We start from the raw sequence: 20,722 nt of genomic DNA, 5'->3' as shown, positions 1-20,722 counted from the left end.
TATCAATTCTCCTCAAGAATTTTTCTAAGTTGCGCCATATTCAAAGTATCGTCTTGAATTCGTCTAGCAAACATCAAAGCAATTTCTGCTTCTTCTGGGCTATTTGTTCGAACAGTAACATTATCAACACTTTGACTAGCAGCATGTGTAAGCAAATTTTCCTCTGCTTTACTTAAACCTAATGCGTTTGTAATTTTTGTAATTAATTCAGCACTTATTGGCTTTTTTCCTGTTTCCACAGCTGATAAGAAAGCTGAACTAACGCCAATTGAAGTCGCTAGTTCATTAAGATTGGTATCATAATCAATCCTAAGTTTCCTAATCGCTTTTCCAAAATCTGTTAGTTTAGACATTTTCGTAACCCTATTGCGTTACTCATTCATTATTGAAAGAGTAAATACTTTTTACAGTATTAACCAATCTTATATTAACTTTATCTTTTATTCAACATATAGGATTAAATATTCAACCTAAAGGTTAATTTTTTAATATTACTACTAAGAATAGATACTGTGCCATGAAATCCAACTATCTGTGATTCATAGACATCCTTGTCAGCAGATTGGAGATGAAAATTGCTTTGTCCATGGAGTCGTCGATTCAGTCAAGAACTGCTGTTACGCAGCCAGTGCCTCCCTTAAATCATTGCCTAAATCGTGGTGCCCCTGACTCAATAGTTCTGCCATCACGCACTCGGCGATTTGCGAACCCCGAGGGAACGCCAAAAGCGAACCTTCGCCCAGTACAGGTGGGAACTCCATGTTCGAACCAGAACCTACCAAGCTCTTCACAGTCCATAGCATCTGTCCATCCAAATACCTGGGGAGCAATACCAGATGAAATCCATCGAGCAGCCATTGCACAGTCAAATGGTTGAGCTGGTAGAGATAGAGTTTCGAGGCGTGGTGAATGCTCGCGCCAATGCGCGTGGCGACATGCACGGCGCCCGCAAGATGGTGAGATCCGCCACTGTTATCAAGGAAAAACGGCCATCCCAAGCTCGCACGCTAAACGTGTCGGAGCCACGTCCGTGCATTAGCCGGATTTCGCCATGTGAACAAAGCTCTTTTAAGCTCGCATCATCCAGTCAGAGCGAGGGCTTTCCTTTTCTGGCATATCGATTCTGCTCATCAATATAGTAGGCACCAAAGACATCCACATTTTCGTGCGGCATGCCTGCTGACTTACTTGAGGAGATGCCCTCTATATCGCTTGCGTCGCATTCAAAGTGAGGCGCCATCGTCACTTGCACTAGCGATCCATGTGGACTTTGGAAAATCCTCCTTAGCGCCCCAGGCTGAGACCGGAAAGCGACTCCGCAAAGTAAAGTTGCCACGGTCGAGTTTATCCAGGATGCTCCATCGACGGCGTGAGTCATCAAAAATCTTCGATTTTGGGGTGTTGAGGCGCACGCCTTTTCCTGCCGCCTCCCTAAGCTCCAATAGTTCACACCAAGCTTCACACCGCTTCCGAACCAGTTCCGGCGGTCGATTCCAATATCTTCGCCACCACGGCCATGTGTGGAGTTCGAGCACTGAAGTTGGTAACTCAGAGAGCGACATCGCATTCATAGACTCAACTCTCTTGTTCTTCGGGGTACTCCGCTTGAGGAATTGATACCCAACCATCGCGGGTAATGCCCGCCCCGATGCGGAGATTCTTGCTTTCGGTTGCCGCCCAGTGCCCACCCCGGTGTAATACAGCGCGAATTACGGACTTCCGCGGGTGATCCTCATCGGCTTTGGCAGAACTGCAAATGGCATTCCAGGTATGCTGGATCGGCATACTGTCCAACCGTGAACCAACCAGTTGGTCCAGAATTTCAGTCGAGACATTGTGCCGCCCGCCATGGTGGGGCACCTGAAAATACCGAATGCCTGGCAACGCGAGTCCGGCAAATGGCGCGTAGTCAATAACCTCTTGCAGCGCCTCACGCCCGGCATCGCCAGTAAGCATGACACGATGACCGTTCAGGACAGCCGACTGGACCACACTCATTTCATTTTCACGACTGGTAGGCTCAGGCGGAAAATACTCCTCGCCCCACAGGGATTTGATGTAGGCGGTCGCGGCCTTCATTGCCCGGAATATGCCGCTCAACGCGCTGTCCAAAGCACTTTCTTCAACAGCCTCCGGTGTCTTCGTGGAGTCCACAATCAGGTCGAAATAGCGCCCCAGGGTTGGTGCCATCACAGTGAAGGGGCCGATGCTCTGCCCCTGAAGGGGGGCATGGATTGGAATTCCCTTTTCTACCGCCAGATCCTCAAGAATTGCCGTGGCATCGTAGATGGAGCGCAACTTCCGTCTCAGCGCCTCAACCGATTCATAGGTCTCGAATCGATCAATCAACTGATCTGCATAGATCCACGGCCTGTTGATCCAAAGATTTCTGACCGTGCACTGCTCTAGAACTTTTCGCAAACCATTTGCGTGATCGCGATCAGGGTGCGTGAGAATCACATGGTCGATGACTGTTGTTCCGTAGTAGGTCTTCAGGTGCTCGACAATCTGATCTCCCGTATCCAGATATCCTCCGTCAACGACGTGCACGCCCTCAGTGCCATTCACAGAATAGCGAAGCGTGATCGCATCTCCGCTTTTTGCTGTTTCGACGCCAAGAAAATCGATCTCGAAGTAGTCAGCCATACATCCCTCTTGTTTTATGCCAATAAAGTGCTGGTGGCTTTACCCCTACCAGCGATCCACCGCACATGTGGGTCCTGTCGGAGTCCATACCAACGACACGGCGGGAAGACCACCAGCATCCTCGGCGATGTTGCGCAATGTGTTTCGGTCTATGCCCGAGTGTGGGCCGCCTTTCGGGTGGCTGTGCCAAGTTCCGATGAAGGTGAGATACCCTAAAGAGGCTCCATTTGCCGCACGCAAATTCTGAACAAGTCCATCCGTTCCGAGGACGAAGCAGGCGGCCTCTCGAATGCTGTCAGGCGGCGCGTCCACGATGCCCGCAATGGTGATGGTTCGATTTTCAAACGAGATGCGGCCGACCAAGGCTCCGCCTGTTTCCAGAGCGCCCCAGTGCAGCGCATCGGCATGGATCGCTTGCACGACTGGGTGCAGAATCCGAATGTTCCAGCCACCATCATCAGCTACGTCGAGCACAGTGGTCGGGCCAAGACTGGCGCGGGTCCATGCCATGCCGAGGCCTTCGGCATCCGAGATCCCGGTGCAAAGCATCGCCTCCTTCGGAAGCCCGCCAACGAGCCAGCGTTCCAGTTGCAGACCGGCCAGTGACGAAGAACGCGAAACAACGGCATCAGACATTGGCATCGTCAGTGAACGGCAGTTGTCGCCCACAAAAATGCGCGTCGGCTCCGACGTATCCCCAGCAATCGATGCCCGCAGTTCCGGCACAAACCGACAGCACTCGAACAAGAATGCCGTGAGGTCGTCAACCCGACCGGCGCGACTAGGTCCTTCAAGCAAAACCGCGACACAGCGGCCCTGACCATACATCGCGATCCGTACCAGGCGGGCAGGAGACTGGTTCAGTACTGCTGATTGTGTTTCTGCGGCCAGCACCTGAAGTGAGGCCGTCGCATCCACGATGAGAGCCGCATCCTGCGGAATGACTGTGGCGAACTGTGCCGGATCGACCAGAAGGGTCACGGCGTCGGTGTCGAACGCGCGCGATTGAAGATGCGACAGCTCCTCAAAGGCCGTCTTCATCCGCGCCGACTTCCGAGGTGGGACCAGTACCGATGTCCGCTCAATGAGTGCATGCCGTGCCGCGTTATGAGGTGACATGGACTCGTTGTCGACGAAAGTCATTGAGCCGAAACCTGCTCGCCCCAGTTGCATCGCGATTTTCGATCCCACACTTCCGCAGCCGAGTATGACTAGCGGCTGCGATGTGGCTGCTGGTGGAATGCCGGATGTCCTTGCTAGCAACTCAGGAGACAACGCATGCGCGTGAAAGGCTGGGTGAACCGTGGCGTTTCGCTCCAGGAGCGCTTTAGCGTTGAGTTCATAGCGCACCGCGTAGGGCAATACCTCGACACTTCTCCCTGGTGAACCCACAAGCGACGCTGGCCGTTGTACCGTCAGAATTACAATCGCGTACAAGCCATGCACCCAGCCGCGCGAGTCCTGCTGCATATCCAGGATCGAGCGTCCGTAATAACCATCCAAGCCTTGGGCCAACGCGTCGCGATCAATGCCAAGTTCCGCTGCTAGATCAAGCAGCGTCGCGAGATCGACAACCGTCTCCGGTTGGTAGCGTCCGACCATGTGCGGGTGGCCGTCGGTCATTGGAGCCCGCGCAATGAAGGCCGCAGTATGGCCATTTCCCCACTTGCCCAATTTGTCGTTGTGAACATCATGGACGAACACTGCATCGATTTGTGCGGTCAGTTCGGCATTGAGGATGGCGTATAGCCCGCCATCAATCGTCACGTAGCCTGCGGGAACTACCAGAATCGTGCCGTCAGCAGGTGCGGAGGCCGCAACCTTTTCGGCACTGAATACAATGGTCGAAGGACAACTGTCTCGGCGCGTCGGCTCCCACCCCTGTTCCAAGTCCAGCAATGTTCCGGCCGCAGCCTTGTGCAGCCAATCGACCAACTGATCGACAATGGCGTCTAGACCAAACCGATGCAGCAGTTCGTCCAAGGACCCCTCGAACAGGCAAGGCGAGACCAGCTCACCTTCGCGATGGGGGTTGATGTGCGGCAAATTGAGCGGAAAGTCCGCACGCAAGAAAGGCTTGGGCGCGGACAGGGGCCAATCACTGCCGAATACCAGCACGCATGTCTCGACAGCGCGCACTCCGGTTTCGGAGACGCCGTTACGCCGTGACCTGTTTGGCAGTTGGACGGCAACATCGACTTCTATTTGCGTCGATGCACCGCTTGCCTTGGGCTCGCCAACGCGAATCAGGCCCCGATGCCGCTGAAGTTGATGTAGTGCGTCAGCGATGGCGCCCGTCATGATGCCCCGTGCGGCATCGGAGTGCGCGCGGAGGTGATCACGGCAGCGGCCTTCGATCCGGACTCCTTCTTCGAGGGCGGCTGCACTCCCTGAGCGGTGACGGTGAAAACGAGGGGCTCCAAGGATTTCTCGCTCGGGTACTCGCCCGTGCAATAGAACTCGCCCTTTGCTTCGTCTACGATCGCCACGTACTCACGCTTTGCGCGGATGCAGGGTGGATCACTGTCGTCGTCTGCAATCGGCTTGCAACTGGCGACGATGACGGCGCCGTCACGGGTCTGCGAAAGCGCCTTGCGGGCATCGGCATCGAGTTTGGCCTTCTCGCCGTAGTCGGACCAACTGTCATAGGACAGCGAATGCCAAGAACAGTGATGCGGTGCCTGCATGATGTCGTACTCAAGTACATCGGCTTCGGTCTCGTGGCGCTGCCACTGGCGGTTCCAGATGAACACCTCAGCATCGCCACCAGTAAGGAACTTTGCGCCATCCGGCGTCTGAGCATCAGCGGCTAACGTGATGTTCAGGATCACGCTGGACTGGTTCTTGACCAGGCACTCTTCCTCTTCTTCGTCGTCCTGGGCATCCAGGGGGGCCAAAAGAAACGCAGAGAAGAATGCGGAACTCTTGCCGTTGATCGTCGAGAAGCGCGTGTCCACCTTCCGCACAATCGAGGTGAGATCATCGGTTTTTCCATCGATGTCCTCGCCCATGATCTGGATGCGGTCGCCGTTTCCGACGGCGAAGTTCTTGTCGCGGTTCAGTTGTATCCGCCGACGCGCCTCCGTGTTGAATACCTTGGCGTCGTCGCTCAAAGTGTGCGTCTTGCTTGCGCGTCGAAACACGATGGGAGACGACCACATCTCCCGGATCACGATTTTCTTGTCCTTGTCGTCCTTCTTGTCATCCGGGTACTTGTCCAGCGGTCCCAGGTAGAAATGCCGCGTCAGCCCACGGCAATGATCCTGGTCCGGGTGGCTCAACAAAAAGGCATCGACATATGGCCTGCCGTTCTCGTCTTTTTTCAGTCGTTCGCGCAGATCCTTGGCGACATCGCGCACGTCCTTCCCAGGATCATCGGCATCTTGTCTGATGTTTACGTCGATCAGCAGGGTCGTCGCGTCAAGATCGCCGAACTTGATGAGTGTCATGTCCCCGTTGTCGACGGGGAAAAAGGTGATGGTTGTGGGCATTGAGGTCTCCGGGTAGACGACCGAAGGATGATCGCGTATAGTTAATGTACGACTATTTTTTATATCCGTCTACTTATTAGGCGCAAATAATGCAAGAGCCTCCTGTAACTGCCGCCGATCCCGCTGAGCCCAAAGGGCTAAGCTGGGGGTTAGAGAGCAGACTTCAATTCATCGATTTCCGTTTGCGCTGGGAGCGGCGCATCAATCGAATGGATCTCACCGAGCACTTCGGCATATCGATTCCCCAGGCCTCACTGGACATTGCCAAGTACACGGAGTTAGCGCCGAACAACCTGATTTATGACCGCAGTTCCAAGACTTACACGGCAGCACCGAGTTTTCACCCGCTTTACCAGCGAAGTTCGGTGCAACACTATCTAGCGGAGCTGCTGGCCACCAAGATGGGCGTCATCGAACCAGCGTCCAGCTTTATTGGCTCAGCGCCTGAGGCAGATTGGGCACCGTCCCCTTGGCGCACCATCAATGAACAAACCGTCGAAGCAGTGGTCCGGGCAATTCGGCAGCAGGAAGCCATTTGGGTGAGCTACCAGTCCATGACGTCCTTGGACGAATCGGTTCGTCTGCTGTCGCCGCACGCTCTGGGCAACGACGGTTTTCGCTGGCACATGCGCGCGTTTTGCCATAAGCGCCAGCGCTTCAGCGATTTCGTCCTCGCCCGAATCCTGCGCATCGATGGCTTCGAGGCGAGCCAAGTGGACGCCAGCCAGGATTCGCATTGGCAAACTGTATTGACGCTGGTGCTTGCACCGCATCCCGATTTACCCGCTGCCAAGAAACGAGTCCTGGAGTTGGACTATGGAATGGAGGGTGGACAGGTCAAACTTCCATGCCGCCAAGCGTTTCTGTACTACACACTGAGGCGTTTGGGCTTGCATACCAAGGAAGCACCCGACCCCCTCGCGCAGCAGATCACTTTGAAAAACCGCGATGAAATTCAACCCTATATTGATGCCTTGTCGGCCCAAAGCTAAGCACCTATGACGAATATTTTTGAACTGGTCAAAGACCCCTACGAGCGCAAGGCGCGCGTAATTCCAGGACTTCTTGTAGCTTTGCCGCTGCTCGTTCCCTTGTTGTGTGTCTACGGCGCAAAGCACCCGGTACTTACAGGCGTGATTGGACTGCTGGGTGGCTGCGGTGCCATTTATGCACTCGCAAGCGTAGCCCGTGGGCGGGGAAAAAAGTTGGAAGAATCCCTAGTGAAAAAATGGGGCGGAATGCCAACAACCATAGCCCTGCGCCATCGCGACAAATTTCTGGATAGCGTCAGCAAGCAGCGATATCACACCGCGATTACAGCTAAGCTGGGTATTGCCATGCCGAACGCAGAGGAGGAATCAGCAGATCAGGACAAGGCGGACGATACCTACATTGGGGCAACCAAGCGACTTCGTGAACTCACCCGTTCCAACAAGCAGCTCCTACTCAAAGAGAATATTGCATACGGATTCCATCGCAATATGTTAGCGATGAAACCTGTTGGCATTTTGTCGTGCCTCTTGGGTATCCTTTATGGATTGCTGATTGCAAAAATCTTGCAGGTTGCGCCTCCACATTTTGACCCTGTGCATTTTGCTGATCCGGGGCTGGCTGCTGGCCTAACGCTGCTCATTTCGCTGGCGTTACTGGCCGCTTGGCTACTGTATTTCGATCAGAGCGCAGTCAGGCGGATGGGGTTCGTCTATGCAGAACGCCTATTCGAGTGCTTGCCGTCTTTGCCTTCTTCGGCTCCGCGGAAAAGAGCACCAAAACCGACGACGGACTGAGAACTGTCCAACAAGCAAACAGGCGCCTGGCTCCGTTGTAGTGTTTGCCCGCAAGGTGACTCCGGCAATACGCGGTGCCGGGTATGGGTTTTCAGGTCGGCAATCCAGCGATGCGCCACCCACACGTCTTCTTCGGGGTGGTTGTTGTCCACGCAGTTGCAGTATTTGTAGCTAACGTGCGCATCAGTGTGCGACAGCAGGATGCGCGCCATCGTCATGTGGAAGCGATGGGCTTGGAGATCGGCTGGGCCTTTGGGGCGCGGCAAGGTCAGCCCTAAGCAGCGCTGGTCATTGAATTCACTCCAGTCGGGGCCAACGACTTGTCCCGCGCGTTCCAGCATCTTGCGCGACTGTTAGTTCTTTCCATTGACCAAGGCAACGGCGACCGTACCCTTCGGGTACTCTAGCTTCTCCGCGAGCAGGTTCATCCAGCGCACCAGCTTGTTCAGCGTCTCATCGTTGGCAATTGCGCGTAGAGGTGGTACAGCAGGTCGTGGAGATAGATGTAGGTCTGCCGGCGTCCTTGCTCGTGGCTCCGCGTGGTTGTGGTCAGTACCCGCTGTGCCCACTCAGGCGTGAGTTCGTCCAGCATCATCTCCGTGATGTCGATGGAGATCAACGGAAATCCGAGCGACTTCCCGATCAGCGCCTTGCGGCCGTCGAAGGCGTGGCTGAGTTCGATTTCAACGCCGCCAAGCACCATCGGCTCGACCTGAACCGGCGGCCCGAGCACGGCAACGTCGAGCCGGAATTTGCTGCCGAATGGCGTCTCCAGAGGATGCTCGGTTGCCACCCGGTCGGCACCCAGCAACAAGTTGCCTTCCAGCGCATAGTCCGACGCATCCGTATCTTTGAACGCCCACGGCATCGCAAGCCCGGCATTCAAGCGTCGGGAGAGTTCGGCAGCGACAAGTTCTTTCGCCTGTCGGTGTTCGGGGCTTTCCTGCACAGCGCGCCACCGGCTGGCTTCTTCATCGTCGAAGTGCGCTTTCGGATTAAAGGTGTGTTGGGCAGGAAGCACGCGGAAGTGGGATCTCCGACGCAACTTCCCGCTCTCAAAGGAGGGGCTGACCCATGTCACCATCTGCCGTGATGCGCCGGGAGACACCAGGGGCCACAGCTTGCGTGCATGTTCCCGGCTGCGAACGTCACGCGCGGCAATCGTAGTCTGGAAAATCCCTTTCCGAGAGAAGACTACGATCGCCTCGTCCATTCTTGTCTTTCCCTTATGGCGATACGGCCGCTAATTTCGTGGTGCCATCCAGCTTGCGGTGAATCAGCGATACCAGCGTCAGGATGTCCAGTGAATCCTGTTCGGACATGGGCTAATTCGCCTTGGGCGCATGAGTCAGCGGATTGCGCACGGCGCCGAACAGGCCGATCAGCAGGTTGGCAAAGCCTTTTTGCTCGCTCTTCTCGGACTCGGTGGTGAGCGGTCCCTAGGATGAATAAAGCGCCAAACGGCGCTTTATTCATTATCAAAATGCACTTAATCTGATGACCCTTAAAAATGCCTGTTCATTGATCTGACTTTTCCCCGTCACATATAGTTCATAGAATTTACGACTCGCATGGACCATGCAACCCAAGTCAATGAGTTGATTTAAAGCATGCTTTTCATCCCTAAGGTTTCAGACAATTTAAGCAACCTGTTGATTAATTTTGATCTCATCCAATTCTTTTACCAATTTAGCTAAGTTCTGCTCTGGATCCAGCCACCAATCAACTGTCCACACTGATAATACCTGCCAGCCTAACCCATTTAATACTGTTGGTCTGAGCTGATCACGGTCTCTTGCTGTAGCTGCTTTAGCGTAGTTTTCACCATCTACTATAATACCTGCAAGATAACTACCTGAATTCAAATTATCCTTAATTGCTATATCTACACAACTATCTCCCTGACCTATACCAAGGTCCACACTCCAGCCTTGTTCTTGCAACTTAGTTTGTAGGTACTGTAGGAATTCTTTTTTAGCCTGCTGTTTACTTTGGTCAGCATAATTTAAATGCAACTGACCACTACGAGCAAAAACTAAGAAGTCTTTTAAATCCCTTACACCCTCACTATTAGTGCGTGCCAAATTAATTTCTTCAGGACTCAAAGCAGAGAAAACATGTAATCCTTGACGAGCGCGAGTAATTGCTACATTTAGACGGCGCTGACCACCTTGACGATTAAGCGCGCCAAAGTTCATAGATAATCGACCATCACGGTCTTCTGCGTAAGTAATTGAGAAAACGATAATATCACGTTCATCTCCTTGCACATTTTCTAAATTCTTAACAAATAAAGGTTCAATGCCTGACTTACTCAATGTCTCTAACTCAGGGTGATTAGCCAATTCATTATCCAGCAAATCTTCAATCAACTTCTGCTGAGTCATATTGAAAGTGACCACACCTAAAGTCAAAGGATTCTCTTGCCCTAACTGTGACTGTAAATGCTGAATAATAAATTCAACAATTGCCTTTGCTTCATTACTATTGGTACGTGTATCACCTTTGTCGTATACACCCTCAACCACATGTAGTTTTACAGCTGTATCCTTAGCAACAGGTGCAGGGAAAGTAAATAAACCACCTTTGTAGTATTTCTGATTACTAAATTGAATGAGACTTTCATAACGACTACGGTAATGCCAATTCAAAGCTAATTCTGGTAACTGAGCAGCAAGACATTCATCCAAAATACTCTCCAGATCTTCAGTCACCTCCTCATCAACCTCTTCTTCAGAATCGCCTTTACCGAAGAAACTGGTTGGTGGCATTTGTTTATTGTCACCCACCACGATTGACTGTTTACCTCTCGCTAATGCACCAATTGCATCCCATACAGGAATCTGTGATGCTTCATCAAAAATTACTACATCAAATTTTGCTTCTGTGTCCAGATATTGGGCAACTGATAATGGACTCATTAATAAACATGGTTTCAAGCCAACTAAAACATCAGGAATTTGACGCATCAACTCTCGTACAGGAATATGACGGCGTTTCTTACCCAACTCTTTGTTAAGAACAGTCCATTGCCCTTTGTAGTGGTTTTGTTCTATAAAAATATTATTCCAACGGTGAATAATTTCCTGACTTGCAGAAAGTTGGTGTTCTTTATCCTGCTGGGCAAAGGACATTATTTTCTGTTCATGTTGTTGGCTGTTAAATTGGTTTAACTCTGGATGCTGACTAAATTGATGCGTAATCCAGTGTCTCGCTAAATTAATATTCAGGCGTTTTAGGGCATCATCCACATTCAATGGGGCATTCAAAAGCTCAAATGCCAATGGTTTTAACCCATGTTGAATCAACTGGCTCTTTATAGCCTGCCAATTTAACCAATGTCTCCAAGATGAACTGTGTTGCTGCAACTGCTGTTGTCTTTCGATAATTTTATTAAAATCAATATCTGAATATGAGGTAATCGCAGTATCACTCTTCAGGACATGATCATTCAGCAATTGCCTAAACGTATTCTCCACCTGAGCGATATTCTGTGTCAGCTCATCCAAAGTATGATTTTTACTAAACTCTACAGCTTTTAATAAAGTTGCTTGATCAGTAATTGACAACGCAACTATCTGCTTAATTTCTTGCCACTGATTGTGAATAGCTTCAAAACTTTGCCATGCGCTATCTTCACCCTGCCAATAAGAACCAAGCTTACTCGCTAACAGTTTTTCACATTCAGTAAATTGTAATTGTTGGCTTTGGATATGCTGCAAGATTGGTAAGTCATGGGCAACTGCCAAAGCTGTTGGGCGTTGAGTTGAGTCTTGATAAGTTTTGACTAAGTTTCTCAGCTGGAATTTAGCAAACCATGAAAATGGGAACATTTTTGATTCTGCTTCACGCCATTTAAAGCCAATTTGACTTAAATCTGCTTGATAAATTTGAGATTGGTATTTCCCTACTAATGAAGAACGCTGTTGCTTAAGATCTTGCGTTAAGTGTTTTGTCTGGGTAATGGTTTTTAAATCGATATCTTTAATCGCATTTAAGAGTTTTAAGTCTGTTTGCTGAACCAGATTAGATATTGCTTTAAAAATCGCAACATCCTGATTAACCTGACTCAGATTCTGCTTTTCACTGAATCCAAAAACCTGTTGCCAAGCAGAAATAGACTTTTGTAATTGTTGTATCTGACCTACAAGTTGGTCCTGTAATAGTTGATATTGCTCCTGCCATGCCAGATTCCAGATAGGTTCGGACAAGCCCTCCGCAAATCCATCCAATACGTCTTTAGCATTTTCATTTACTAGCTGACGCAAGCTTACTGCTTGTGTCACCGTCTTATTCAGCAACTCACGCTTTTCTGATGTTAGTGTTGAAATTTCAATCTCAGGAAAACGTAGATGTGGTGTATCCCGATAACAAAGTTCATCACTCATTGCGGCATACAGACTCCAACCGATCGCATGTACGGTATGGAGATTATTTACATGCTGATTCAGTTCATCACGAGACTGGATTAATTTGTCCGACAACTTTTGCCATTCTGTTGTCTTTAGCTGAGCACTTAGAAAATATGGGTCATTGTTCTTCTGTGCTCTTTCCCGCAGTTGATCCAAAACCTGCATTTTCTGCGCTTTGGAAGAATGTAACTGCAAGCACAACTCACTCAAGCCAATCTGTGTCAAACGACGATAGACAACCTCTAAAGCTGCCATCTTTTCAGAAACGAACAACACAGATTTACCATCTGCTAGACACTGTGAAATCATATTTGTAATGGTCTGGGACTTACCTGTCCCAGGAGGGCCAGAAAGTACAAAAGTACGTCCTAATGCGGCGGACATAACTGCTGCTAACTGTGACGAGTCAGATGATAACGGTGTAAATAATTGTTGAGGTTGATATCGTTGGTCTAGTTGAGCGGGTTGCGGAAAATCATCCTGTTTAATGAATGGTTCTCGTGGTGATTCAATCAGATGATTTACTACAGATTGATTTTTAAGTTGATCCATTCGTGTAGACAAATCAAGCCACATTAAATATTTTGAAAATGAGAACTGACCAATGGCAGCCTCAGCTTTAACTTCCCATCCTGGTATATTCACAATAGCCTTACGCACAATATGTAAGACTTGGTTAACATCTATCCCAGAATCATCTGCCGGCAAAGGGTTTAAACCCGAAATATCTAGTTCAAAATCCTGTCTTAATAATTGTAATAAAGTTGAATTAAAGCGAGGCTCATCATCATACATATACAGGCGATAACCTGTTTTAGCGGTCTCGCGGGTGATCTGCACAGGAATAAGTAGTAGTGGCGCTTTAAAAGTGCGTTTTGAACGCTCTGACTCTTTCCATTCCAGAAAGCCAATAGCAAGAAATAGTGTATTCGCTCCTCCCTCTTCTAAAGCAGTACGTGAGGCACGGTAAACCTCAATTAGGCGCTTTTCCAGTAAGGGTGTATCAAGTGGACTAAACAATAGTTTTCTGGACAGGCTATCATCAACATATTGATTGATATGTTGGCTTTCATTGTCACGCTGGACATCTTTTAGCGAGATGCTATCAATCCCCTTAAATAAGAAACCCTCTTGGTTCGCCAATGCATCTTCAAGTTTCCCCAGTGTTAACTCAGAACATTGTAAGGGTATGCTGTAACGATTGTCCTTAAAGTTTAAGAGCTTGTTACGGAGACTTAGATCAAGCAAACGGCGCAACCAGCGGTCAACCCGCGTGGCTTTACTTTCTACAGGACGTTCAACATCATATACAGGAATAGATGCAGGCGCCCATTCAATTTCTGTTTCATCCAGATGATTTTTCTTATCCTGATATGAGGAAATTGGTTTAATGCCACGCAACCGGGACTGGCGAACATCAATCGCAAGATAGAACTTATGCTGGCGGGATTCATCTTTAATGTACTGTTTTGCTGTTTCAAGTGCGGATGCAAACTTTACTTGTTGTGTGAGCAGCGTTGTTTCTATAAAAACAACTTCACCCAAATCATAACGCTTTCTTAATGCTTGAATATCATCAATGATCAAGTCAACATTTGGCGTCTCATTTAACCAAACCCCAAGATACGAATGTCCTTCTTCAATAATAAGTAAAGTATCTAAGCCTATTTGTTCAGCCAAGGCACTTAAAAGTATTGTCGTGTCTAAACAACATGCTAACTTCTCGTCAAAAATCTGCTTTGCCAAACGTATTCTTTGGCCCGATTTAACAAAGCTTGCTGGGTTAACAATATAATGAATATCTTGTTGTAATAAAGACTCCCATAAGGCATTCAGTTGAGATAGCACAGAATCTCTATCTCGCTCTTGATAACCACTTAATGAACCTAGTTCTTTTGCTTTTAAAATTTCACTGGCCTTAACCAAAATTGGGCTGAGTGCTGAAGCATTGGGTTGTGAAAAACTCGCCAATAATTCTATGGGTTGGCGTTCCCCACCCCAAGTATCAATGGTTAATAAATCAATCTCTGCCCGCTGCTCTGCCAGTATCTCTTCCTTTTCATTCAACCAAAGGATTTCAATACTGCCTTTAAGATTCTCAGGTAACTCCTGCAATAGTTTGATATCAAAAACTAATTTTGGCTTATCAAGAGCCAAGAATTGATTGCCTTCCAAGTTCGCAATATTGATAGTGTGTTCTTTGAAATAATCAGGATTAGAACGAATAACGATTCGAGAACCAGAAATCGTTTCAGTTGAAGAGATTAGGATTTGTCGAATCAGAGGAACTGAATTTTGCTGTAAAACAAAATTCAAAGCTGAAGCACAATCAACCTGCAATGAATATTTTGGATCAAGTTGTTGGTTATTTTCATCTTCTAGCATTATTATCCCCTTTGCAATTTAATCAAACCGAATTAATGGCATGCTTAAAATGCTAAAATCACAATTTTAAATAGTTGATATCTTGTTTTAAAATTATACGAATAACAATAGTTCTCTTACACAAATCATTTCTTTCTCAATTCTATATTGTAAATTCCAACAATTAAAAGAAATCCCATACGCAGTCTTTTACCTCGATTTCGGTAACGCTCGGCTTTGTTGCCCAAAGATTTGAAGATTAAATTTGCCCAAGCTGCCTCAGAATAAGCTTAATTTGATCCCTGTTTATCTTGTGGTTGAGCTTACCCTATCGATATGTTTCCTCGATTGATCAAGGATTTATTGTAAGAGCACCAATTCGTTGTACGGTAGACTTAAGGTATAGGCTTGAGCAAAAAAGCCGTTTACTTATGACCAAAGAAATTTTTAAACAATACCTTTTAGTTAGCTTAGGCTATTTAATCCAAAGCTCATCTTCCTGCATGATTTTTAACATTAGATTAAATAAAACCAGAACTGTCACATTTTTATTAGAGTCTATTCTTTGAAAACTGAATTGAACTCTTCGCTCAGGTGCATTCATATTAACTGGATAATTTTGTATACCTAAATTTAGCTCTTCTCCTAATATTGGCTTCATTCCAGCAATAAAACTTCTAATTCGTTGCTCATCGTCTTGATCTCGACATACAAAATGCAAAAAATTCTTACGTAACTTACCAAAGTGTAATAATATTTTTAGAGCATCAATCTTGTTCTTTCTTTGATATATGTCAGGCCTATTCTCTTCTTGATCGTACAAATCAAGGAAGGTATTGCGTTCATTAGAACGAGACAATTTCCTGGCTTTATTGTGAAGATCCTCAAACCAACCTTCATCTATAATCTCTCCCTCAATATTTTCAACTTTTAAGTTAAATTTTTGGGGGCTCATCCATTTAGTGCACATCAATTGACATCGCTGCAGCCATACTTGAGCTTGGGGATCTTTGCTACGGGCATCTCTAAAATTTATCAAACGTTGATAAGGTGTCAGAGTACTATTCTCGATACTAAACTTCTTCTCTTGTTGGCCAACCATTGTGAATGGCTGTGTTTGCTGATGATAAGAATCAAACCATTTCTGCTGCTGAGTATAACGATTTAAGTTTATGTACTCTGTACTTGACTTCACTGGACCAAAACACTGTTCTAATACTTTTTTTGAAATGATACACGGCAAATTATAAATTCGATCGACTGCTAATAAATCCAAAACATGAAGGTAATTTGAAGCCGTCTGTTCAATACTGCTATGCCCGATCCATGCTGCAAGCACCTGCCACTTATGTTGGATGATTTCTTCATCAGCCCGTGCTTTTACACCGAACAATAAATCCCGCATCTTTTTTGCTTTTCCCCAACCGCAATCAGTATACGTATGGACCATTTCTTTTGACCCAAGCAACGTTATTGCGAGATAGTTCGCTGCACTATGACGCAGTGTGTGAAAACTAAATCCATGGTGTATACCTAATATTCGATTAAACAAATCTACTGTAATTTTACTAATACAATGATCAGTTAATACACGTTGATTCACACTAAAAAGTAGGTCATCTTGATAATCAGTCATATACTGCTTATATCGATGTTGGATGTAATGTTGTACTACTAAAAATTCATGATCTGACAAGGCAATTTTCAAGGGTATTTGACGATTTGCGCTTTGCGACTTCAAACGTCGATATGAATTGTCTCGGATATGAAGCGTTATATTATTAAAAATTGAACTTTTACCATCCTTAAAGAGTAATTCTGGGCAGATAACATCTTGTATTTTAAGACAACGGACTTCATTTAATCGAAGTCCAGTTCTATAACTCAATAAATACATCAACTTTAAACAACTTAGATGATCCCCCCATTCTGATGCCGTAGGTTCTTGGCTTAAGCTTTCTAATTGTTCCAGCAGCTTGCCAAATAACGAAGGACTCACTAAGCGTGCATTGCAAATTTGTAAATGTTTAAAATTTGAATTCTGTAATACCAATACCTCTGGCGCATCATAGTGCTCTTGGCAAAATTTATGAAAATCTTTCAGACGCCCAAAACGGTATTGTGCGGTTTGATGCATTTTCTTAGAGGTTTTTCCTTTCACTGATTCACGTTGAGTTGCTTTTTCATCACGCTCACTACTGTAGTTCAAGAGCTGCCGATACAAATCTTCATAATCATCACTAGATTGTTGCTTTAAATCTAATTTATTGAGCCAAATTTCAAATATAAATTCTTTACCAAAAGATCCTAAATAGCTTTCAATGGTTGATAATTGAAGTCCTTTATTTTTCAAATGTAATAACCATTGAATTAAGCGTAGTTGCGCCTCGATTAAAAATAGTTCATCAGTATTAGCATCATGCATCTTCTGCTCTAGAGCACTCTGGGTTTCTTTCCAATGACGAATCGTACGCTCTTCTCTGTTCTTCTTTTTATCTAAACGTTCAACTTTTTTAGCTCTACTCTTTTTTTGATCAAACAACATCAACTCGTACGGAATCGTTTGTAATTTACGATGAACTGTAGGAACTTCAATATGTAACTGCTCTTGCTCAAATTGAATAGTTTGATTGACTGGTTCAACGACTTGATCACGCTTGTGACTCCACAGCAAGCTTGATTCAGATGGTCTTAAAGAAACAGTATGAATCTCTTGTTGTAGTACATTACTCAAAAAAACATCTAAACTAAGTTTGGGATTAAATTCAAGTACCATCTGCACATCATTAAATGCACGAAATCCACGGCGTTTAATTTGATATTTTAGATCGCTCAAACTTTTTTTCGAACCAATTTTGCTTAGGCTTTCCAAAATACAGGCTTGTATAGATACTTGCAGACGATATACTTTATGAGTCTCTTTCAATTTTTTCAAATATTGCAAAATTAACTGAGCATATGGATTTAAAAAGACATGCCTCCACTGGTATAACTTTCTCTGTTCTACGTCATTACCATATTGGGAGTTTTCAACACGATAATGCAATAACAATGGATTCGTGATCCTTTTGTAGCCGGAATGATATAAATGTAAACAATTCAAATCTGTATCAAGTTCTATGGCATCCTGCAATTGCTTCTGGATGGCAATCAGATGCTGTTCGTCTGAACAGCCTGAAATATAGATCAAACTTAAGCATAAATTCCCCCATAAACTTTGAGAATCATCCCAATATTCAAGTGATTCTTTCCAATATTGTTTCAACTCATTAAGTACCTGAGCATGTAACTGCCCCTGTTTTAACCGGGACTCCGTACTTTCAATTTTTCGAGGAAGCACAATACGCTTTGTATTTGGAATTAGCTTTATTTTGTATGGTTTTCCATTTAGCTGTGTAAGGTTGAATTGCTTCCTTCTTTTCTTAAATTCATTTTCAGTAAATTGCATCAGCTTGGATTGTTCAGCTCGGCTCAATTTACGACTCAAATATTCAACTCCATCTTTAAGATCATGCCATTTTTCCTTGACCTGCTGATCAATTTTTTGCTGCATATCTTGTGGCAGTACTTCAGGTGAAAAAGGCTGTCTATCTAGCCACTTCTGCACCAAATTCCCCATATCAACAAATAGTTTATCTAGTCGCGGTTTTATTAGTTCTTCAAATTCTTGCATACAACTATTTTCGCTCTAAGTGTTGAATTGATAGAGATTTAATATTCTCTAGAAGCTGCTGACGTACTTGTTGCACATATACATTCGGAATAACGGAAGAATGAGGATGAAACGCCTCGCGGTCGCGTTGGTCATGACCATAAAGGGCCTGAATTAAATTAAATGCTAATGATGGTTTACCCTCTTGCTGCTCATGCATCAAAAAATTCATATCAAAATGGCGTAACCAATTTGAATACATATTTCTGGGAAAAATCTCTCGCATATAGGCATTTACCCAGCTCCTTGATAACGGGATTAACTTAATTTTTTTACTCTGCCACTCTTTGACAGTCATCGGAAGGCTCTCGTTACTAACTAGGACCATTCCAAAAAGATCATTTATAGTAATTTTCTTCTTTACAAAGACTTGTCTAAAAAATAAACCGTATGCTTCAATAATTTGTTCTAAAAAAGTAGTGTAATTTTGCAATGCTTTGATGAAAAAATCAGATAATGGGATAAAGCGACCATCCTTTCTTGCCTTACTATTTTTCTTATCATTCACATATAAAAGCTTGAGTTCAAAACAGTAATCATCCAATTGACCCAACAGACTTTCTTTAGGTCGATTTGTTAAACACAACAAACTAACATGCCACATCCAGCAGGCATATGCATTCAGTTGATTAATGATATGTTTATGTTTTTGAATATTCTCTTCACAGTGCTTATGTAAGTAATTAAATTGCTCTTGTACGAAATTTGGTGCAAGTGCAAGTTGGCTCCCTATCCGACCTATAGATAAAGCAGATCTAATTTTAAATTTTTGTTGCAATATATTAAGTTCTGCTGTGTCTTCATCAAATTGAGCAGAATGCGGTGTAAGCACTGTTTCTAAATAGCAAAGATATGTAGTATCCAGTTGAGCCTTTGGAAGCCCGCCATAAAAAATACCGGGCATATGATGCTGACTATCCCGGCCCGCGATCACATGTGCAAGATATTCATTAAATGTTTCATAACATATATGAAAATATAATTGTGCTTGAAGTTTTTCAACGGTGATCGAACCTACAAACTGATTATCAAGCCATTTCTTAAGCTTGGTATTAATATAAGCTGAAGATATAGATGGATTATCTCCTTGCTCGATGTAGTCAAACCATGCCGCAGGTAGATGTAGTTGATGCGACATCTCTTCATTCCATCGCACATGATTAAGACGCTGTATTTTCTGCTCTGAAATTTTTAAATCTAAATTGAGTAAATATTCCCGTCGTTTTCGTGAACCTTTTTGGATCAAAATTCCATCTTGAATAAGCTCGTTAAAATTCATCAGTGCAACGGGTGATAATCCTGTCAACAGTGATAATAAACATGCAGCAGCTATTGCAGCATCTTTCCAGTTTCCAAATAATTCGGCTCTTAGTACATATACAACTTGCTTCAGTACGTCCGGCGCTAAATAATGAGGATTTGTAATAAATGGAGCATGCCGGCGTTGGCGATGACGCGTGTAATGCGCAACATAATCACTAATTATATGATTAAATTGTTTAGTCTTTTCATCTTCTGAATATAACTCTACTTCAGCGTCTGCAAGCTCAATTTCACCATCTTCATCTTTGTGAAGAGAGGCATCATGAAAACTGATTTTTGCGTTATATCCGACATCTTCTTGCTTACCTGATTTTATTTCACGAAATATTCTGACTTCGTTTTTAGTTGGCCATTGTAAAGCTTTCCGTTCTTTTGACTTACGTTGACGAAGAACAACACTACGATCATCTAGTCGTATAAATATGATCAATAGTGCCGATAAATATTCAATTACTTTTATTTCTTGAAAATCATTAATATTAAAAAGTTGATTACGATCCTCGTTTTTCAAGCTACGTTCGTACATGACATAACGATTTAATAGCTTACTGCATTCTTCAAATAATTCAGCATTACTAGAATGCAGCACATATCGTGATACATAACGCAAGAGATCACAGACCTGTTTTTTCTTATTCTCACCTTTAGGAATTTTTGAAAAATCTTGGTAATGTCGATAAGTTAAAAAACTTGCTTGCAGAATCAGATAACGTTGAGACGTTAAATTTTGCGTATTACTAGTATCAGGAGATGCAAAATAACTTAAACAAGCTAGCAAATAATAATTACCAATTTGCCTCGTACTAGATATATAGCCGTATATCTGTTGCGCCTTCTCATATAGCGCATGAACTTTTTCATACAAATCATCTGATAGATCGAGAAATTGTGTATTCACAACTTCATCACGTAGCAGACAATAATCTTGTTGAAATTCTTCTGCTAACTCTAAAAATCGCTTTTCTCGTTCAGTCATTTGCATATTCA

General features: G+C 45.2%; 12 protein-coding genes and 2 pseudogenes. 3 read left to right on the top strand and 11 right to left on the bottom strand.

Annotated features, from left to right (window positions below):
• Positions 1-2: 2 nt before the first annotated feature.
• The 5 genes and pseudogenes from FD716_RS18070 to FD716_RS18050 form a co-directional block, all read right to left on the bottom strand.
• Complete coding sequence (locus FD716_RS18070) at positions 3-353, bottom strand: helix-turn-helix domain-containing protein (protein WP_016165486.1); 351 nt, start codon at positions 351-353, stop codon at positions 3-5.
• Between the two features lie 264 nt (positions 354-617).
• Positions 618-1,174 (bottom strand): annotated as a pseudogene (locus FD716_RS18065) (DUF6685 family protein).
• Between the two features lie 401 nt (positions 1,175-1,575).
• A complete protein-coding gene (locus tag FD716_RS18060; RefSeq protein WP_016165489.1) occupies positions 1,576-2,646 on the bottom strand; it encodes a ComEC/Rec2 family competence protein in 1,071 nt (356 codons plus the stop codon).
• 45 nt (positions 2,647-2,691) lie between these two features.
• Positions 2,692-4,947: a ThiF family adenylyltransferase gene (locus FD716_RS18055; RefSeq protein WP_016165490.1), complete on the bottom strand. Its 2,256-nt coding sequence runs from the start codon at positions 4,945-4,947 to the stop codon at positions 2,692-2,694.
• Positions 4,944-6,137, bottom strand: a complete 1,194-nt coding sequence (locus FD716_RS18050; RefSeq protein ID WP_016165491.1) for a ComEC/Rec2 family competence protein — start codon at positions 6,135-6,137, stop codon at positions 4,944-4,946. The genes FD716_RS18055 and FD716_RS18050 overlap by 4 nt, the downstream gene beginning before the upstream one ends.
• Before the next feature lie 89 nt (positions 6,138-6,226).
• Here FD716_RS18050 and FD716_RS18045 point away from each other — a divergent pair, with 89 nt between their 5' ends.
• The 3 genes from FD716_RS18045 (at position 6,227) to FD716_RS19195 (ending at position 8,202) form a co-directional block, all read left to right on the top strand.
• Entirely contained in the window at positions 6,227-7,129 is a 903-nt protein-coding gene (locus tag FD716_RS18045; RefSeq protein ID WP_016165492.1) for a WYL domain-containing protein, read from the top strand.
• A 6-nt stretch (positions 7,130-7,135) separates the two neighbouring features.
• The gene (locus FD716_RS18040; RefSeq protein WP_016165493.1) at positions 7,136-7,924 is read left to right on the top strand and encodes a hypothetical protein; all 789 of its coding nucleotides are present in this window, start codon (positions 7,136-7,138) and stop codon (positions 7,922-7,924) included.
• 83 nt (positions 7,925-8,007) lie between these two features.
• Entirely contained in the window at positions 8,008-8,202 is a 195-nt protein-coding gene (locus tag FD716_RS19195; RefSeq protein ID WP_228130595.1) for a hypothetical protein, read from the top strand.
• A 167-nt stretch (positions 8,203-8,369) separates the two neighbouring features.
• On the opposite strand, the gene FD716_RS18035 is transcribed toward FD716_RS19195, so the two are convergent.
• The 6 genes and pseudogenes from FD716_RS18035 to FD716_RS18010 form a co-directional block, all read right to left on the bottom strand.
• Positions 8,370-9,137, bottom strand: a complete 768-nt coding sequence (locus FD716_RS18035; RefSeq protein WP_016165495.1) for a hypothetical protein — start codon at positions 9,135-9,137, stop codon at positions 8,370-8,372.
• A gap of 13 nt (positions 9,138-9,150) precedes the next feature.
• Positions 9,151-9,246 (bottom strand): TIGR02391 family protein, encoded by a 96-nt coding sequence (locus FD716_RS19190; RefSeq protein WP_228130596.1) that lies wholly within the window; start codon positions 9,244-9,246, stop codon positions 9,151-9,153.
• A 3-nt stretch (positions 9,247-9,249) separates the two neighbouring features.
• Positions 9,250-9,351: pseudogene (locus tag FD716_RS19185) on the bottom strand (TIGR02391 family protein); the annotation flags it as partial.
• A gap of 213 nt (positions 9,352-9,564) precedes the next feature.
• Complete coding sequence (locus FD716_RS18025) at positions 9,565-14,721, bottom strand: DUF4011 domain-containing protein (protein ID WP_104442400.1); 5,157 nt, start codon at positions 14,719-14,721, stop codon at positions 9,565-9,567.
• Positions 14,722-15,175: 454 nt separating this feature from the next.
• On the bottom strand, positions 15,176-18,373 hold the full coding sequence (locus FD716_RS18015; protein WP_039047813.1) for a tyrosine-type recombinase/integrase: 3,198 nt from the start codon (positions 18,371-18,373) through the stop codon (positions 15,176-15,178).
• Positions 18,374-18,377: 4 nt separating this feature from the next.
• A complete protein-coding gene (locus tag FD716_RS18010; RefSeq protein WP_039047812.1) occupies positions 18,378-20,717 on the bottom strand; it encodes a hypothetical protein in 2,340 nt (779 codons plus the stop codon).
• Positions 20,718-20,722 lie beyond the last annotated feature (5 nt).

Origin of the sequence: Acinetobacter pullicarnis (assembly GCF_006352475.1) — a bacterium.
Taxonomy (GTDB): domain Bacteria; phylum Pseudomonadota; class Gammaproteobacteria; order Pseudomonadales; family Moraxellaceae; genus Acinetobacter; species Acinetobacter pullicarnis.
Note: the sequence above shows the minus strand (reverse complement) of the source record. Positions and strands in the feature narration are given on the sequence as shown.

Coding starts and splice junctions, on each gene's coding strand:
- FD716_RS18015 (WP_039047813.1), bottom strand. CDS start 18,373: ATGCAAGAATTTGAAGAACTAATAAAACCGCGACTAGATAAACTATTT.
- FD716_RS18060 (WP_016165489.1), bottom strand. CDS start 2,646: ATGGCTGACTACTTCGAGATCGATTTTCTTGGCGTCGAAACAGCAAAA.
- FD716_RS18055 (WP_016165490.1), bottom strand. CDS start 4,947: ATGACGGGCGCCATCGCTGACGCACTACATCAACTTCAGCGGCATCGG.
- FD716_RS18035 (WP_016165495.1), bottom strand. CDS start 9,137: ATGGACGAGGCGATCGTAGTCTTCTCTCGGAAAGGGATTTTCCAGACT.
- FD716_RS18010 (WP_039047812.1), bottom strand. CDS start 20,717: ATGCAAATGACTGAACGAGAAAAGCGATTTTTAGAGTTAGCAGAAGAA.
- FD716_RS18040 (WP_016165493.1), top strand. CDS start 7,136: ATGACGAATATTTTTGAACTGGTCAAAGACCCCTACGAGCGCAAGGCG.
- FD716_RS19195 (WP_228130595.1), top strand. CDS start 8,008: ATGGGTTTTCAGGTCGGCAATCCAGCGATGCGCCACCCACACGTCTTC.
- FD716_RS18070 (WP_016165486.1), bottom strand. CDS start 353: ATGTCTAAACTAACAGATTTTGGAAAAGCGATTAGGAAACTTAGGATT.
- FD716_RS18045 (WP_016165492.1), top strand. CDS start 6,227: ATGCAAGAGCCTCCTGTAACTGCCGCCGATCCCGCTGAGCCCAAAGGG.
- FD716_RS18025 (WP_104442400.1), bottom strand. CDS start 14,721: ATGCTAGAAGATGAAAATAACCAACAACTTGATCCAAAATATTCATTG.
- FD716_RS18050 (WP_016165491.1), bottom strand. CDS start 6,137: ATGCCCACAACCATCACCTTTTTCCCCGTCGACAACGGGGACATGACA.
- FD716_RS19190 (WP_228130596.1), bottom strand. CDS start 9,246: ATGTCCGAACAGGATTCACTGGACATCCTGACGCTGGTATCGCTGATT.